This is a genomic window from Alteromonas sp. AMM-1 (assembly GCF_047290655.1).
Lineage (GTDB): Bacteria > Pseudomonadota > Gammaproteobacteria > Enterobacterales > Alteromonadaceae > Alteromonas > Alteromonas mangrovi.
This window is the reverse complement of record NZ_JBLBUE010000098.1, coordinates 1-12,986: the sequence shown is the minus strand read 5'-3', so window position 1 is coordinate 12,986 and position 12,986 is coordinate 1. Positions and strand designations below refer to the sequence as shown.

General features: G+C 47.8%; 20 protein-coding genes. 8 read left to right on the top strand and 12 right to left on the bottom strand.

Annotated features, from left to right (window positions below; translation table 11 throughout):
- From xthA to ACLR2L_RS14080, 3 genes are all read left to right on the top strand, one after another.
- Positions 1 to 721: exodeoxyribonuclease III (gene xthA / locus ACLR2L_RS14090; protein ID WP_413368877.1), on the top strand; the 721-nt coding region annotated here is incomplete at its 5' end.
- A 3-nt stretch (positions 722 to 724) separates the two neighbouring features.
- Complete coding sequence (locus ACLR2L_RS14085) at positions 725 to 1,375, top strand: energy-coupling factor ABC transporter permease (RefSeq protein WP_140957033.1); 651 nt, start codon at positions 725 to 727, stop codon at positions 1,373 to 1,375.
- A gap of 126 nt (positions 1,376 to 1,501) precedes the next feature.
- Positions 1,502 to 1,957 carry a hypothetical protein gene (locus ACLR2L_RS14080; RefSeq protein WP_140957032.1) on the top strand — a complete coding sequence of 152 codons (456 nt, stop codon included), beginning with the start codon at positions 1,502 to 1,504 and terminating at the stop codon, positions 1,955 to 1,957.
- Positions 1,958 to 1,988: 31 nt separating this feature from the next.
- Here ACLR2L_RS14080 and ACLR2L_RS14075 read toward each other — a convergent pair whose 3' ends face one another.
- Positions 1,989 to 3,422 carry an ATP-binding protein gene (locus ACLR2L_RS14075; RefSeq protein WP_413368874.1) on the bottom strand — a complete coding sequence of 478 codons (1,434 nt, stop codon included), beginning with the start codon at positions 3,420 to 3,422 and terminating at the stop codon, positions 1,989 to 1,991.
- Positions 3,419 to 4,108, bottom strand: a complete 690-nt coding sequence (locus tag ACLR2L_RS14070) for a response regulator transcription factor (protein WP_140957030.1) — start codon at positions 4,106 to 4,108, stop codon at positions 3,419 to 3,421. Before ACLR2L_RS14070 ends, ACLR2L_RS14075 begins: the two co-directional genes overlap by 4 nt.
- Before the next feature lie 151 nt (positions 4,109 to 4,259).
- On the opposite strand from ACLR2L_RS14070, the gene ACLR2L_RS14065 reads away from it, so the two are divergent.
- The gene (locus tag ACLR2L_RS14065) at positions 4,260 to 4,688 is read left to right on the top strand and encodes a hypothetical protein (protein WP_413368872.1); all 429 of its coding nucleotides are present in this window, start codon (positions 4,260 to 4,262) and stop codon (positions 4,686 to 4,688) included.
- Positions 4,689 to 4,753: 65 nt separating this feature from the next.
- On the opposite strand, the gene ACLR2L_RS14060 is transcribed toward ACLR2L_RS14065, so the two are convergent.
- Genes ACLR2L_RS14060 through ACLR2L_RS14050 form a run of 3 tightly spaced genes read right to left on the bottom strand, consistent with a single transcriptional unit; the run spans position 4,754 to position 5,975 of the window.
- On the bottom strand, positions 4,754 to 5,272 hold the full coding sequence (locus ACLR2L_RS14060; RefSeq protein ID WP_413368870.1) for a GNAT family N-acetyltransferase: 519 nt from the start codon (positions 5,270 to 5,272) through the stop codon (positions 4,754 to 4,756).
- A complete protein-coding gene (locus ACLR2L_RS14055; protein ID WP_140957027.1) occupies positions 5,262 to 5,498 on the bottom strand; it encodes a hypothetical protein in 237 nt (78 codons plus the stop codon). Before ACLR2L_RS14055 ends, ACLR2L_RS14060 begins: the two co-directional genes overlap by 11 nt.
- Positions 5,499 to 5,513: 15 nt before the next feature.
- Positions 5,514 to 5,975 carry a YaiI/YqxD family protein gene (locus tag ACLR2L_RS14050; protein WP_140957026.1) on the bottom strand — a complete coding sequence of 154 codons (462 nt, stop codon included), beginning with the start codon at positions 5,973 to 5,975 and terminating at the stop codon, positions 5,514 to 5,516.
- 151 nt (positions 5,976 to 6,126) lie between these two features.
- Between ACLR2L_RS14050 and ACLR2L_RS14045 the strand changes: the two genes are divergently transcribed.
- The 3 genes from ACLR2L_RS14045 (at position 6,127) to ACLR2L_RS14035 (ending at position 7,721) form a co-directional block, all read left to right on the top strand.
- Positions 6,127 to 6,504, top strand: a complete 378-nt coding sequence (locus tag ACLR2L_RS14045; protein WP_413368868.1) for a helix-turn-helix domain-containing protein — start codon at positions 6,127 to 6,129, stop codon at positions 6,502 to 6,504.
- A 145-nt stretch (positions 6,505 to 6,649) separates the two neighbouring features.
- Positions 6,650 to 7,384, top strand: coding sequence for an AzlC family ABC transporter permease (locus tag ACLR2L_RS14040; protein WP_140957024.1), 735 nt, complete (start codon positions 6,650 to 6,652; stop codon positions 7,382 to 7,384).
- On the top strand, positions 7,374 to 7,721 hold the full coding sequence (locus tag ACLR2L_RS14035) for an AzlD domain-containing protein (RefSeq protein ID WP_413368866.1): 348 nt from the start codon (positions 7,374 to 7,376) through the stop codon (positions 7,719 to 7,721). Before ACLR2L_RS14040 ends, ACLR2L_RS14035 begins: the two co-directional genes overlap by 11 nt.
- Positions 7,722 to 7,804: 83 nt before the next feature.
- On the opposite strand, the gene ACLR2L_RS14030 is transcribed toward ACLR2L_RS14035, so the two are convergent.
- Together ACLR2L_RS14030 and ACLR2L_RS14025 are read right to left on the bottom strand one after the other, a co-directional pair.
- Positions 7,805 to 8,299 (bottom strand): VOC family protein, encoded by a 495-nt coding sequence (locus tag ACLR2L_RS14030; protein ID WP_413368864.1) that lies wholly within the window; start codon positions 8,297 to 8,299, stop codon positions 7,805 to 7,807.
- 99 nt (positions 8,300 to 8,398) lie between these two features.
- Positions 8,399 to 8,773: a hypothetical protein gene (locus ACLR2L_RS14025; RefSeq protein WP_413368862.1), complete on the bottom strand. Its 375-nt coding sequence runs from the start codon at positions 8,771 to 8,773 to the stop codon at positions 8,399 to 8,401.
- 357 nt (positions 8,774 to 9,130) lie between these two features.
- On the opposite strand from ACLR2L_RS14025, the gene ACLR2L_RS14020 reads away from it, so the two are divergent.
- Complete coding sequence (locus ACLR2L_RS14020) at positions 9,131 to 10,345, top strand: type III PLP-dependent enzyme (RefSeq protein ID WP_413368860.1); 1,215 nt, start codon at positions 9,131 to 9,133, stop codon at positions 10,343 to 10,345.
- A gap of 121 nt (positions 10,346 to 10,466) precedes the next feature.
- Here the strand turns inward: ACLR2L_RS14020 and ACLR2L_RS14015 are convergent, their stop codons facing one another.
- From ACLR2L_RS14015 to ACLR2L_RS13995, 5 genes are all read right to left on the bottom strand, one after another.
- Entirely contained in the window at positions 10,467 to 10,679 is a 213-nt protein-coding gene (locus tag ACLR2L_RS14015; RefSeq protein ID WP_413368858.1) for a hypothetical protein, read from the bottom strand.
- Between the two features lie 95 nt (positions 10,680 to 10,774).
- Complete coding sequence (locus ACLR2L_RS14010; RefSeq protein WP_181405083.1) at positions 10,775 to 11,236, bottom strand: hypothetical protein; 462 nt, start codon at positions 11,234 to 11,236, stop codon at positions 10,775 to 10,777.
- 40 nt (positions 11,237 to 11,276) lie between these two features.
- On the bottom strand, positions 11,277 to 11,759 hold the full coding sequence (locus tag ACLR2L_RS14005) for a hypothetical protein (RefSeq protein ID WP_413368856.1): 483 nt from the start codon (positions 11,757 to 11,759) through the stop codon (positions 11,277 to 11,279).
- Positions 11,760 to 11,839: 80 nt separating this feature from the next.
- Positions 11,840 to 12,334 (bottom strand): GNAT family N-acetyltransferase, encoded by a 495-nt coding sequence (locus ACLR2L_RS14000; RefSeq protein WP_413368854.1) that lies wholly within the window; start codon positions 12,332 to 12,334, stop codon positions 11,840 to 11,842.
- A gap of 164 nt (positions 12,335 to 12,498) precedes the next feature.
- Positions 12,499 to 12,759 carry a hypothetical protein gene (locus ACLR2L_RS13995; RefSeq protein ID WP_140957017.1) on the bottom strand — a complete coding sequence of 87 codons (261 nt, stop codon included), beginning with the start codon at positions 12,757 to 12,759 and terminating at the stop codon, positions 12,499 to 12,501.
- Positions 12,760 to 12,986: the final 227 nt, after the last annotated feature.

Below are 12,986 nucleotides of genomic sequence, written 5' to 3'. Positions count from 1 at the left end.
TGGTTTACAGGAAATAAAAGTCGATAACCCGCAGTTTCCTGTGAAAGACATTGAAGCCATGGGATACCAGGTGTTTTATCACGGCCAGAAAAGCCATTACGGTGTCGCCTTTATGGTTAAGCAAACGCCCAAAAACGTGCAGTACGGCTTTCCCACCGATAACGAAGATGCACAGCGCCGCATGATCATGATCACAGTTGAAAATGAAGCCGGCGAGCCGGTAACTATTCTGAATGGCTACTTCCCTCAGGGCGAAAGCCGCACACACGAAACGAAATTTCCGGCCAAGCAACAGTTTTACAGTGATTTAATGGGTTACTTAACCGCGCATCATACCCCCGATGACAATGTAATCATCATGGGCGACATGAATATCTCACACACCGACCATGATATTGGCATTGGTGAAGAAAACCGCAAGCGCTGGTTACGCACGGGTAAGTGCAGCTTCCTGCCCGAAGAACGGGAATGGTTGAATACATTATTCGACTGGGGATTGCACGACAGTTTTCGTTCGCAACACCCCGATTGCAACGAACAGTTCAGCTGGTTTGATTATCGCTCTAAGGGATTTGACGACAACCGTGGACTGCGTATCGATCTGATTCTGGCAACACAGAGTATGCATAATCAATTGCAAGAATCCGGCATTGATTATGAAATTCGTGGCATTGAAAAACCCTCTGATCACGCGCCAATCTGGGCGACATACAAGGGCTAAAAAATGACAGCACTGCAAGGCGTGGCATTGTGTGCCTTTTTGGTGTTACTGGGCGTAATAGCCAGAAATACAGACTGGCAGCATCTGTTAGCCAATAAACAAAAGCAGCACATGTTGTTTGGTTGTGCTGCGGCCGTTTTTTTCCTGTGGGTGTTTCGCGCCAGTGTTCCCGGTGGCCCAAGCCCTAGCGTGCATTTTATGTGGCTGGTAGCACTGGCGTTAATACTTGGCTTTCGGTCATCCATTATTGCCGCCACGTTGTCATTACTCGGGGTAACCCTGTGGGGCAAAGAGAGCTGGAGTATGCTGGGCGTGAACGGTTTATTGGGGATTGCCGCGCCGATCGCGTTTGCCTACACCATTTTCATGCTCACTTTTCATAAACTGCCGCGCAATTTATTTGTTTATATCTTTATGTGTGCATTTATGCCCGGTGCCCTGGCAATTGCATTAAAAATAGCACTCATGAGCGGCTACTATGTGTTGGATGACGTATACAGCTGGAGTGTAGTAAAAGACAACTACCTGATCCTCATACCGCTATTATTGTTTCCGGAAGGTATGCTCAACGGCATGACAATGACCATTCTGATCATTTATTTTCCCGGGCTCGCCTACACGTTCCACGACAAGTTCTACATAGAAAATAAGTAGCATCAGGTTTTCAACAAAAGCCGCATCTGCGGCTTTTTCTTTACGCATTAATTACTTTGCTATACGCAACTTCGTCCCAGCAGCCAGGCTCCAAGCTAGCGTATTGGTATTAACCCAGGATCTACTATGAAAATGAATGTGTTACCGCTACTGAGTATTGCCCCCGCCATGATGCTGCTAAGTGGCTGCATAGGGCATCCACCGCCTCATCAATCTGAACCCGATCAATTTGTTACCAACATCAAAGACGATGGTACCAAACTGTTCAGCTTTAGTGTTGATGCCATACCTGCACGACCAAACGACGGCAAGGGCCGTGGACGAGGTGAAGGCCCGCCGCCGGGAGCAATGGGCAAAGGGAATGAACAAGCCAGCCGATCATCTGCCCCCATGCCCGCCAATCCAATGGACATGCTATACGATAAACTTGCACTCACACTGGAAAATAATGGCTATTGCCGGGAAGGTTATATCGAAATAGATAACTACGAGACAAACAATCGCCTGCATGTGCTGGGTGAATGCAACGAAACCGCAACGGAACAAGACAAAACGCAATTTGCGAATCGGTACGGATACTGATTGCCATTTGCAACGCGACATCAGTACCCGATCAGGCTAAAGGAAACGTTAAACTCACAATTAAACCGGTGGGCTCGTTTAAGGAAAAAGCGATGCTTCCACCGTTTAGCCTTACCGCTTCTGCGGCGATGGCCAGCCCCAATCCTAATCCGCCCGTTTCGCTGTGTCTGGCGCTATCGGTTCGGTAGAAAGCTTTGGTAAGACACGCCAGTTCTTCAGGTTGAACCCCCGGTCCGTCATCGGCAATGCGAATAACAACCGATTGCCCGTCACGCTCATTCGACTGACCAGCCGTTAACTCGCAGGTTAATGACACACTCGAACTGGCATACTTAAAGGCATTTCGCACTACGTTTTCAATGGCCGTAAGCATGGGTTCTTCATAAACATCAACCTGAACATCCAGTAATGCATGACGCCACTCCACACCCGCCCCTTTGGCTTCAAAAGCAGCATCTTCACACAAATCGGTAAGCAATGTTTCCAGTGTAAAACGCTGCGGCCCCTGCTGAATCGCCCGGGCTTCCATGGTGGTTAAATCAGAGAGCCGCTGAATATGCAGGTTCAGTAATTCACTTTCTTTTTCTGCGCGTTCAAGCAGCGGGGCAATTCCCTCATCGTTGCTCTTTTTGCGCAGCAGCGCCAGTGTCATTTGCAAACGGGTAAGCGGCGTACGCAGTTCATGGGAAATATCCGCACTTTGGCGCTTTTGATTCTGTATGAGTGCGGCAATACGCGCCGTCATGTCGTTAAACTGGCCGAACAAGCGTGCAAATTGGGTGTTCGCGGCATACTGGCGATCGGTGCTATCAGACGATTCAATGTCGATTTTATGGCTTAACTGGCCGTTGCCAACTGCGGTAAAAGCCTTGCCTAATCGCGTTAATGGCCTGGCAATTGAGCGCACCAATAACCAGCTCATTATGCTAGTTACCACAAGAAACACCGCCAGTATTCCCCACACAGGAAACGTGCGAAACACATCGAGTGGTCTTGGTCGCTCAGGCCGCCATAGCACCAGCTTCCAGTCTGGATTGCTGCTTAGCGTAACGGGCCCCATTAATCGGGTCCATTCAATATTAATCGTCCGGGGATGCTCGCTTTGCATGAAATACCAAAAGCGCTTACTGCTGAATTGTTCCAACAGGTATTCACGAACCGGCTCGGTGCTCATCACCAGTTTAAGATTGTTATCCACAATCATCATCTGGTAGGCAAAACTGCGTTCCTGCATGTTCAACCTCCGCCAGTTTATCCTGCTGATATCCTGATGACGGGCCATTTGCTTATCTATCCTGTCAGCCACCGATTCAATATACTTACGCTCCTTGGTATTCAAATGATCGTCATCATCCAGTTGCTGAAGTACAAATGCTGGCACCGCTATCGACAATAAACACACCAGCAAGGTGAGCCAAAACCAGCCTAATACTTTCACATTAAAACTGCGAATAGGATTGATCATCCCTCAAACACTCCGTAGCCCCTACCGCGCTGGCTCTTAATCTCACAATTGGAAGCCGCCAATTGCAACTTCTTGCGCAGATTACTCACGTGGGTATCAATACTGCGATCAAAGGCCTGCAAACGACGGCCCAGGCACTTTTCGCTAAGACTTGCCTTACTTATGAGTTCGCCCGGTGACTGACAAAATTGCTTCAACAATGCATATTCGCTGCCGGTAAGTTCAAGAACCACGCCGCCACACTGCGCTTCCATTTTGCCCAGATCCAGTCTGAGATCGCCCAGTACCAGCTGATTTGAGGCAGCGGTACTGTCTGAAGATTTGTCACGGGTACGGCGGGTTATCGCCCGAATACGTGCCAGCAATTCCCGGTCGTTAAACGGCTTTGCCAAATAGTCGTCTGCACCCAGTTCTAACCCGAGCACTTTATCTAAATCATCACCGCGAGCCGTTAGCATAAGAACCGGCAACTCACTTTGCTGTCGCAATGCCTTAAGCACGTCCAGACCATTGAGTTTGGGCAACATAACATCCAACAGAACCAGCTCGATATGACTCAGTGAAAGCGCCGCTTCCAGGCCCGATTTTCCGTCAGCACGGTGCTCTACTTCATAACCAGACAGGGTTAAAAATTCACTTAATAACTCCGCCAGTCCTTTGTCGTCTTCGATTAATAATATGGTCATGGCACTGCTTTATTGATTAACACAGGCCAATAATGCCTGACTTTTCATAGGTTCACACCACATTTGCATTTCTTAACGTTCCTTGGCATTCAATCCGTTAATCTTGTAACTGTCCTCATTAAGAGGGAACACCCATTAACAGGAGAACAATATGAAACGTTCACTAAAACAACTTGGCCTGGCAACCTTTGCCGTAATGATAATTGGTGCAGGCGTAAGTGGTGTTGCCCTGGCAAATAACGCCAAAGAAGGCAAAGAACCACCGCTGATGCCACCACAACTTCAACGCGCCCTGGGCGATATCGAGTTAACTGACGCACAGAAAGAAAAACTGGCGGTGCTGCGCGAAAAACAAAAAGCTTTAAAAGATGAATTCTGGGCCGTTTTCACTGAAGAACAGAAAACCGCAATGCTGGAAAAAATGATGCGTCACCACGGCGATGATCGCAGAAATGGCCGAGACGGAAAAGACGGCCGCCATCATGAGCACAAAAAAGGTAAGCACGGCAATCGCTCCGACCGGGGAGCGCCTGGCGACGAAGCCCCTGAAGATGATGACAAATCGGGCATGCCTCAGTAATCGTTCTCTTCAAAGGAAATACCAACCTTTGCCGCGCGTGAGCGCGGCTTTTTTGGTTCAAATCATTACCCGGGAATAATATACCGCAGCACAGTTTGATTACCGTCTTTTAGTTCACTGTGAAGCACTCCGCCATTGGCAATGATCATACCCGACGAGGGTCCATTACCTTCGTAACAATGCACATGCACATTTTCAATACCAATTTGCCTGGCTGCTATCAGCGTTTTACCGAGCAGGAATTTGCCCAGTCCCTGGCCCCGATATGAGGGTCTGATCCCAAGCCCAATGTGGCCGCCAGCGTGGCGCAGTGCAGCAGTAAGCGCGTGCCGGAGGTTAGACACACCGATAAGTTCATGGCCCTGCACCAACCAATAAGTTGTGCTGGCAATAAATCCGTCAGGTAAATCCCTTCCCTGCTCAAATTGTTGCAGCCGGGTGAGCAAAGCCGCAAAGTCATCATGCACAAAATCCATCGGAAAAGGATATCGCTCTTCATCCCCCAGTTCGTATATATATTCGCGGTAACTCGTTTCAAACCGGGCATGCGGCTTAACCAGTTCAAACGCTGTGCTACTTCTCATCCGCTGATTTTTCAGGTAAGTCGTTACACAACTGACAGTAAACGTTGCGCTTAAAATTATACGCTCGCGTTACAGCAAAAATGGCCAGCGTGATACACGCCCAGGTAATAGCAAAAGTCATGGCATCATCCAGACTGTGACCTTTCACGTACTGAGTGAACGTAAACAAGGCAAACAACAGCGGCAACGCAACCGCGTACTGTTTTAACCATTTCTTAATTGGCATAAATTTCCTTATATGCTATTGCGCAGTATTGCGCTGTTTTTCCATCAACCAGCGATCCAGCGCATTTCCAAACGCCTGTTTTTCACTTGGTCCTAAAGGCGGCGGGCCTTTAGTCTGCACACCACTACTGCGCAGCGTATCCATAAAATCACGCATGTTAAGACGGGATTTAATATTTTCTTTGGTGTACATCTCGCCACGTGCATTCAATGCCAGCGCGCCTTTGGTGATCACTTCATCTGCCAGCGGGATGTCACTGGTGATCACCAGATCGCCTTTCTCGCAGCGCTGCACAATTTCGTTATCGGCAACATCAAACCCTTTTTCTACCTGAATACTGCTAACGTATTTAGACGGTGGGGTTTTCACATATTGATTCGCCACCAGACACACCTCTGTTTGCGTGCGATTGGCTGCTCTGAACAGCATTTCTTTGATCACCACCGGGCATGCATCGGCATCCACCCAAATCTTCATATTGCGCTCCTACTTGACTCCCTCATGCTAAAACGAATCAACCAAAATTACTATTCTTTAGCGCTTTTGTAATTCGATTGAACAGTTATAGATTGACTTTTCATCGTTCCTTATATAGAACGTTCGATATATAGAACAGCTTAGATACGTTATGGACCAATCAACCCTGAATACCTTGGGCCGACACCTGCAGGCCATGCGACAAGCAAAAGGCATGTCGCTGTCGCAATTAGCCGCGGGCGCCGGCATTGCCAAATCAAACCTGTCGCGATTGGAACAGGGGAATGGCAATCCAACACTCGACACCATCTGGCGACTGGCCATGCAATTAAACGTGCCGTTTGGTGCGCTTGTACAGCCTTTGAGTGGCAGCGTGGGAGAAAAAGGCGTAGAAGTAAAACTGATCGATCAGGGCAAAGACGTTCCCAATGTCGATGCATACTGGATGTCCATTGCACCGAACACGCTGCGTCAGGCTGAATCACACGCGGCGGGTACCCAGGAAACCATATCACTCATCAGTGGCTGATTAACGGCGGGATTAATTGATACGCCTTCTGTATTGGTGCCAGGCCAAAGCATTACGTTCAATGCCGACAACCCTCACCTGTATAAAACAGGCAAACACTGGGCTACCTGTCTTATTACCATTGTATACGCCGGGAATAACTAAAATGACAACGTCATCAAACACAGCTTCACGGCCAGGCTGGCAACGCGGTGTGCTCGACGCCCTGCCCTTATTGGGGGGCTATATTCCAGTGGCAATCTCATTTGGACTGATTGCTTCGCAAGCCGGATTTACCGCGCTGGAAGCAACCCTGATATCGCTACTTATTTACGCAGGTGCGTCACAGTTTTTACTGGTTGCTATGGTAGCCTCCGGTGCACCGCTTTGGCTGGCAGTGAGCATGACATTACTGGTAAATGTGCGCCACGTGGTTTACGCCCCCAATCTGGTGCCTGATTTAACACAAAGTCGGGCCTGGCCCTGGCTGATGCACGGGCTCACCGATCAGATTTTTGCCTTGGCGCATACCCGGCTTGCGCAATTAAATCATCACGACAAACTCGGCTGGTACACGGCCGCCTCACTGGTAGCCTGGGCAAGCTGGGTGTTGGGTACCACCTTGGGAGCTATTGCTGGCGATACCCTCACGCAACACTGGCCTTTATTAGATGCGGTAATGCCCTTTGCGTTACCCGCACTATTTTTGGTACTGCTGGCACCGCGATTTTCTAACCGGCTATGGTTTTACACGCTGAGCGTCACCATTATTTCAGCCATGGTTCTGGCGCTCACTTTATTAAAAAACGCAGCCATTCCACTAGCAGCAATGGCCGGTGGCTTCACCTTTTATTTGCTTAGCAGGCCACACAATAAACCGGAGCAAACTCATGCAAACTGATATCTGGATCGCCATTGTGGTGGCCGCGCTGGGCACATTTGCCATGCGTGCCGTGCCTTTGCTCTGGACACAGCGCCACTTTAACAAACACAAAGCGAACAATACCCAGGCACAGCTCCCTACCTGGATTGGCGTGTTAGGCCCCCTGATGATAGCCGCTATGCTTGGGGTATCACTGATCCCCAAAGTTAATTCAATGGCGGGTTGGAGTGCGACGTTGGCGGGTTCGCTGGTTACCGTGCTGGTGTGGCGTAAAACCAAAACACTGGGACTCCCGGTACTGGCAGGCGTGCTGGCTTTTGGTTTAGTGTTTGGTGTGAGCACAATACTGCTTTAATTCAGCCAGGTATCGCTTTGCTGGCATGATGAAATCGATTTTACCAGTAGGGTGTGAACTATCCGCACCCTACCGGGAGAAAACTAACGTTCATCTTTATTAAACGCGGCTTCAATTAGTGCTATGTCCAGCTTTTGCATGGTCATCATTGCATCAAAAGCGCGTTTGGCAGCGGCGCGGTCCTCACTGTTTATTGCATTAATTAACGCGATCGGCGTAATTTGCCATGACACGCCCCACTTATCCTTGCACCAACCGCAGGCACTTTCCTGCCCGCCATTCGTTACAATTGCCTGCCAGTAGCGGTCGGTTTCATCCTGATCCTCGGTGGTTACCTGGAAAGAAAATGCTTCGTCGTGAGCAAAAACCGGCCCGCCGTTCAAACCAATACAGGGTATACCCATAACAGTAAATTCAACCGTCAGCACATCCCCCTGTTTACCTGAAGGATAATCACCAGGCGCACGATGTACCGCCGATACATAGGAATCAGGGAACGTTCGCGCATAAAACTGCGCCGCCTCCTCGGCATCTTTGTTAAACCACAAACACACACTGTTTTTTGCAACACGGGCCATACAGGTATTCCAGTAAATGCAGATTAATAGTTCATCTTGTTCCCATTCACCGCATTCGGCAACTGAATTTATGCAAAGCTGGTTATTGGCCTGATGCGCTTATCGCAGCGCTATCAGACCCTGGCGAATCAACTCAGAGCGAATGGCCGAATGCGTTCTTCCCATCGCCTTTGCAATATCACCAATCGACTGATTATTTTTAAATTGTTCGGCAGCGCTATCGCGGGCTTCGGTGGTCCAGGGCAGCCCGGCATTTTCTGGCAAACCCCGATTTACATTGTCTTGTTGCTTTTCTTTAAGGGTTAAACCTGAGCGTGGTCTGCTGCTCACTCTCTGTTTAACGTGTTCTAATGCAAAATGAAGCGCTCGGATCACCTGAGGATGATTGTAAACTGAACTTGGCGATAGCACTTCGCCACTCACTGGGTCAATACCGCTCGCCAGTGCCTGAAGAGTAGACACATGTTCGTCCATTTGTTTCGCTCCTTGTCTTTGTGTCGATATAACCGCAACCGTAACACACAACCGATGAAACCTTAGCTGTACTTGAGTCGGTTTAAGTTTGTTAACTTACGGTTAACAAAAGCAAAAATTTCTTGGCAAAAATTTTTTGCGGTGAAGACAAAAAATCCGAATCTTCACAGGGGAGAATTTACTTGCATGGATTTCGATTTGACCTAATATTCCCGCAACTTACTGATAGCCAATCAGTGTCAGGGCTCCCTCTCGAGCGCCGGCGAGTAACTATTCAGAATGGACCTGCTGCATTAGTGTTAAATGTAGTGCTCGTCGAATAATAACGCGTTAACGTGAAGCGATAAGAGGACCCTAATGGCCCCAGAATTTCTAGAAATTGTGCCTGCAAAAAAAGTGGCAACCGAACAAAAACACAACCTTGCGGAAGCCGAGCGCATTCGTCGCATGGTTGCACTACATGGTTCACCACTATTAATTCTTGACTGTGACGCCGTGCGCAGACAATACCGGGCTTTGCAACGTGCGCTGCCGGGTGTTGATCTCCACTACGCAATCAAACCACTGCCAAATGCAGCGGTGGTTGCCACACTGAGAGAAGAAGGCGCCTTTTTTGATCTGGCTACCAATGGCGAAGTTGATTTAGTGTCTGAAGCGGGCATTGAACCATCGCGCACTATTCATACACACCCTATTAAACGCGACAGCGATATTCGTTACGCCATGGAATACGGATGCAACACGTTTGTGTTAGACAATCCGGACGAACTGAAAAAGTTTATCCCTTATGCACGCAAGGCAAAATTGTTATTACGCCTGAGCTTCCGCAGCCCGGATGCGAAGGTTGATTTATCGAAGAAATTTGGTTGCTCTCAGGAAGCCGCTTTGCCATTGCTGAAACAAGCAGCAGAATACGGTATTCGCGTAGTAGGACTGTCTTTTCACGTTGGCTCTCAGGCGTTAGATCCTGCCAAGCACGTTGAAGCCATTACGGCCTGCGCAACAATAGTTCAACAAGCTCGCGAACAAGGTTTACCTAAACTGGAAATCGTAGATATTGGCGGTGGTTTCCCGGTGGACTACGTGGATGACGTTCAGCCAATAAACACGTTTTGCGCGCCTATTCGTGCGGCGTTGGCAACATTACCAGCCGGTACACGTCTGATTGCTGAGCCAGGACGTTTTATAGCGGCCCCGGCAATGACTGCTGTTGCAACGGTTATGGGTAAATCCATGCGCGATGGTCGCTGGTGGTATTACATGGATGATGGCGTATACGGTTCGTACAGTGGGCGCATTTTTGACCATGCACAATACCCTATCGATAGCCTGGACTTTTTCGGCGAGCGCAGCCCAAGCGTACTGGCTGGCCCAACTTGCGATAGCATCGACGTAATCGAAGATAACATCATGCTGCCAGAGCTGGAATGTGGTGCCTTAATCGTTGGCCGAATGATGGGGGCTTACACCTCTGCAACCGCAACAGAGTTTAACTTCTTCAAGAAGGCAGACATTGTGGTGATCAACGAGCGCGTGGGTGAAGATTGTGACGTTCTGCCATTAATGGCATAACAACACATGCACGTTACTTTGCAGCAGTTTGCCCTAATCGCAAACTGCTGCGCAGCGCTGCCAACCAAATGCCTTTGAAAACCGGGAAGAAACAAATCGTTTTAGCGAACATATTAGCGAATTAACGGGCAGCACTACCTTTGAGTTTGTCGAAAACGCCCTGAATAACATCGTTTCCGGTAAAACCATAGTACAGGAACGCCAACGCTACCGGCACAATAATACACACCTGATACCATTCAAGCGTCCCGTTAATCAGCCCAACTGGCAAACTTAACATAATCATCACCCCAAGAAACAACGCCGTTCGGGTAAGCTTGGGTTGCCTGTGCATTTTATCGCTCCTTGTAAAATAACCTATTGCCGGGTAACGCTACCTGATAGTCAGAGGTAACATTGTCGCAGGTAGGGTATGTGTGGCCTGACTGGTTAAACGCTGTCGTCAATCACTTTGATTTGCGACATATCCATTACCCTGATACGGGTTTGATAAAAATACTTGCCACTTTCCTCCCCTTCTGAGGAAAACCCAATCTTTACGCGCTTTGCTTTACCGGTTACCGCTATCGTTTTATTCAGAAAGAAAGCTTCGGGCGACATGCCATATTTCTCGGTTAACTGCGCAACTAATTCGGGATGAATACTCACCGACACCGCCCGCTGATCACGATAGTCTAATTCGGTATTTAAATAAACAAATTGCCCCTGGCTTGCCGCAGCTTTGATTTGCAATACATATTCACCCTGCACACCTTTGGGCGTGGCCTCAGCGCGGGAAATGATCTGGTTGGTATCGGATGTTCCCTTTGGCAACATCACTTGCGTTGCACTGCAAGCGGTGAGCAAAACAGCCAGGCTTACCAGCACTATTCTCGTTTTTATTTGTTTCATACAACCCTGTTATTATTTGCAAACTCAGAAAACCAAACCACTACGCGCCATTCATTAGCAAAGCGCCGTACTTCATCAACGCGGCAGCACTCCAAAAGCCAATAAACGACATCACATATGCCACCTTATGTTGTCGAAATCCAGCCTGACTACCTACCAGTTTAGCCAGTTTTTCGCGCTCATCGTATATAAGTGCCAACACCATTCCCAGCAAAACAAGATTGATATAAGGCGTGCCACTCCACCCCAATGAGATGGTTACCACCGTAATGCAAAGTTGCATAGGCAACAACATGAGCGCGCCAATAAGCCGGTAAATTGGAAAGAACAACACCAGGCCGGAAACCAACTGCGCAACCGCAATCAAATAACCAAACAACCCAAGCCCATATTTGCTTAGTTCTTCAATTAGCCAAACCGGCCCAATAATAACGGGAAAGCCATGCAGGAACTTACTTACTCCGGCAGACGTATAGATAACGGCAAGCAATACCTGAGAAATGATTAAACACGTTCTGAACATTCCCTGTCCTTGGTAAATAGCAATAAAGTAGATCTATGACTTCGGTTGTGACCAATCGTTCGATTATAGCGGGTTATCTTTTATGCAGGTTTTAATTTAGCAAACACATAACTATCGTAAAACTGTTCTTGTTTGCAAATGGCATTTTTTAATACCGCTTCCAACTGAAACCCCGCTTTTAGCATCAACCGCTTTGACGCCTCATTAGCCGAAAATACGCAGCCAAAAATACGTACAATTTCGGTATTAGCAAACACCTGTTCAGTAAGCTGCAAAATGGCGGCTAAGCTAATGCCTTGTCGCCAATAATCACTGGCAAGCCAATAACCTATTTCGCCCGATCGCGAATACTCAAAGCTTCCCTGATGCACACCTACGCAACCAACCAGCCTGTCATTTACGGTAATGGCTTTAATCAGCTCTTCTTTACTCCCTTCCTCTATCCACCAGAGTGCATCCTCTCTTGTGTAGGGAGTGGGTATTTTGGTAGAAAGAAAAGCGGTTACGGCTCGGTCATTTAAAATCTCGACCAAACGCTGAACATCGCTTAATTCAAAATCCCTTAATGTGATCATGGTAATCCTGTTCCAACCGAGAATTAAAACACGACTAACAATCAGTGTAAAAAAATAGTACTGATACCATCCGGCAAGGCTGGCTTTAGTCTGCCATATTAATACCTATTGCAACTAATTTGCACGCCTGGCGCATTTCTAATGCGGCAAGGCGTGCGAACAGATTAGGCGTCGTGACGGCTAATTATCTTGTAACCCTCTTTTTCGTAATCGTTAATGCACTTCTGGAATTTATTCTGGAGTTTGATCTCGTCAAAAAAGCCAAGTGCATATGCATCACATTTCACTTTCATTTTGTCGGTGTTCTCAAGTACCGCCACCATCTTAAGTTCGGCAAATCCAAACTTATAAGCTAATTCTACAAACTGAGAATACAATACCGCCAGTAGCGCAACCAAAAGCGTAACAGAGAGTAATTTTTTCATTTTCTATTCCTTTAAATGATAATAACGGCCTGAATATCAGCAATTTCTAAACCAATATGCCAAAGCCCTTTGAAATGTGGTGTGCAGGTGATTTGGCCTAAACACGGGAATGTTAATTTGACCAAAAACTGGTGATAACTACCATTAAATAACGTTAAAAAACAAAGAAAAAATAAGAAGTTACCGCGAGTCTCCAGCATGCCATTTGTTTTACAACATTATTCAGG

Excerpts from the sequence above, each read along its gene's own strand:
- ACLR2L_RS14085 (WP_140957033.1), top strand. The coding sequence starts at position 725 with ATGACAGCACTGCAAGGCGTGGCATTGTGTGCCTTTTTGGTGTTACTG.
- ACLR2L_RS14080 (WP_140957032.1), top strand. The coding sequence starts at position 1,502 with ATGAAAATGAATGTGTTACCGCTACTGAGTATTGCCCCCGCCATGATG.
- ACLR2L_RS14075 (WP_413368874.1), bottom strand. The coding sequence starts at position 3,422 with ATGATCAATCCTATTCGCAGTTTTAATGTGAAAGTATTAGGCTGGTTT.
- ACLR2L_RS14070 (WP_140957030.1), bottom strand. The coding sequence starts at position 4,108 with ATGACCATATTATTAATCGAAGACGACAAAGGACTGGCGGAGTTATTA.
- ACLR2L_RS14065 (WP_413368872.1), top strand. The coding sequence starts at position 4,260 with ATGAAACGTTCACTAAAACAACTTGGCCTGGCAACCTTTGCCGTAATG.
- ACLR2L_RS14060 (WP_413368870.1), bottom strand. The coding sequence starts at position 5,272 with ATGAGAAGTAGCACAGCGTTTGAACTGGTTAAGCCGCATGCCCGGTTT.
- ACLR2L_RS14055 (WP_140957027.1), bottom strand. The coding sequence starts at position 5,498 with ATGCCAATTAAGAAATGGTTAAAACAGTACGCGGTTGCGTTGCCGCTG.
- ACLR2L_RS14050 (WP_140957026.1), bottom strand. The coding sequence starts at position 5,975 with ATGAAGATTTGGGTGGATGCCGATGCATGCCCGGTGGTGATCAAAGAA.
- ACLR2L_RS14045 (WP_413368868.1), top strand. The coding sequence starts at position 6,127 with ATGGACCAATCAACCCTGAATACCTTGGGCCGACACCTGCAGGCCATG.
- ACLR2L_RS14040 (WP_140957024.1), top strand. The coding sequence starts at position 6,650 with ATGACAACGTCATCAAACACAGCTTCACGGCCAGGCTGGCAACGCGGT.
- ACLR2L_RS14035 (WP_413368866.1), top strand. The coding sequence starts at position 7,374 with ATGCAAACTGATATCTGGATCGCCATTGTGGTGGCCGCGCTGGGCACA.
- ACLR2L_RS14030 (WP_413368864.1), bottom strand. The coding sequence starts at position 8,299 with ATGGCCCGTGTTGCAAAAAACAGTGTGTGTTTGTGGTTTAACAAAGAT.
- ACLR2L_RS14025 (WP_413368862.1), bottom strand. The coding sequence starts at position 8,773 with ATGGACGAACATGTGTCTACTCTTCAGGCACTGGCGAGCGGTATTGAC.
- ACLR2L_RS14020 (WP_413368860.1), top strand. The coding sequence starts at position 9,131 with ATGGCCCCAGAATTTCTAGAAATTGTGCCTGCAAAAAAAGTGGCAACC.
- ACLR2L_RS14015 (WP_413368858.1), bottom strand. The coding sequence starts at position 10,679 with ATGCACAGGCAACCCAAGCTTACCCGAACGGCGTTGTTTCTTGGGGTG.
- ACLR2L_RS14010 (WP_181405083.1), bottom strand. The coding sequence starts at position 11,236 with ATGAAACAAATAAAAACGAGAATAGTGCTGGTAAGCCTGGCTGTTTTG.
- ACLR2L_RS14005 (WP_413368856.1), bottom strand. The coding sequence starts at position 11,759 with ATGTTCAGAACGTGTTTAATCATTTCTCAGGTATTGCTTGCCGTTATC.
- ACLR2L_RS14000 (WP_413368854.1), bottom strand. The coding sequence starts at position 12,334 with ATGATCACATTAAGGGATTTTGAATTAAGCGATGTTCAGCGTTTGGTC.
- ACLR2L_RS13995 (WP_140957017.1), bottom strand. The coding sequence starts at position 12,759 with ATGAAAAAATTACTCTCTGTTACGCTTTTGGTTGCGCTACTGGCGGTA.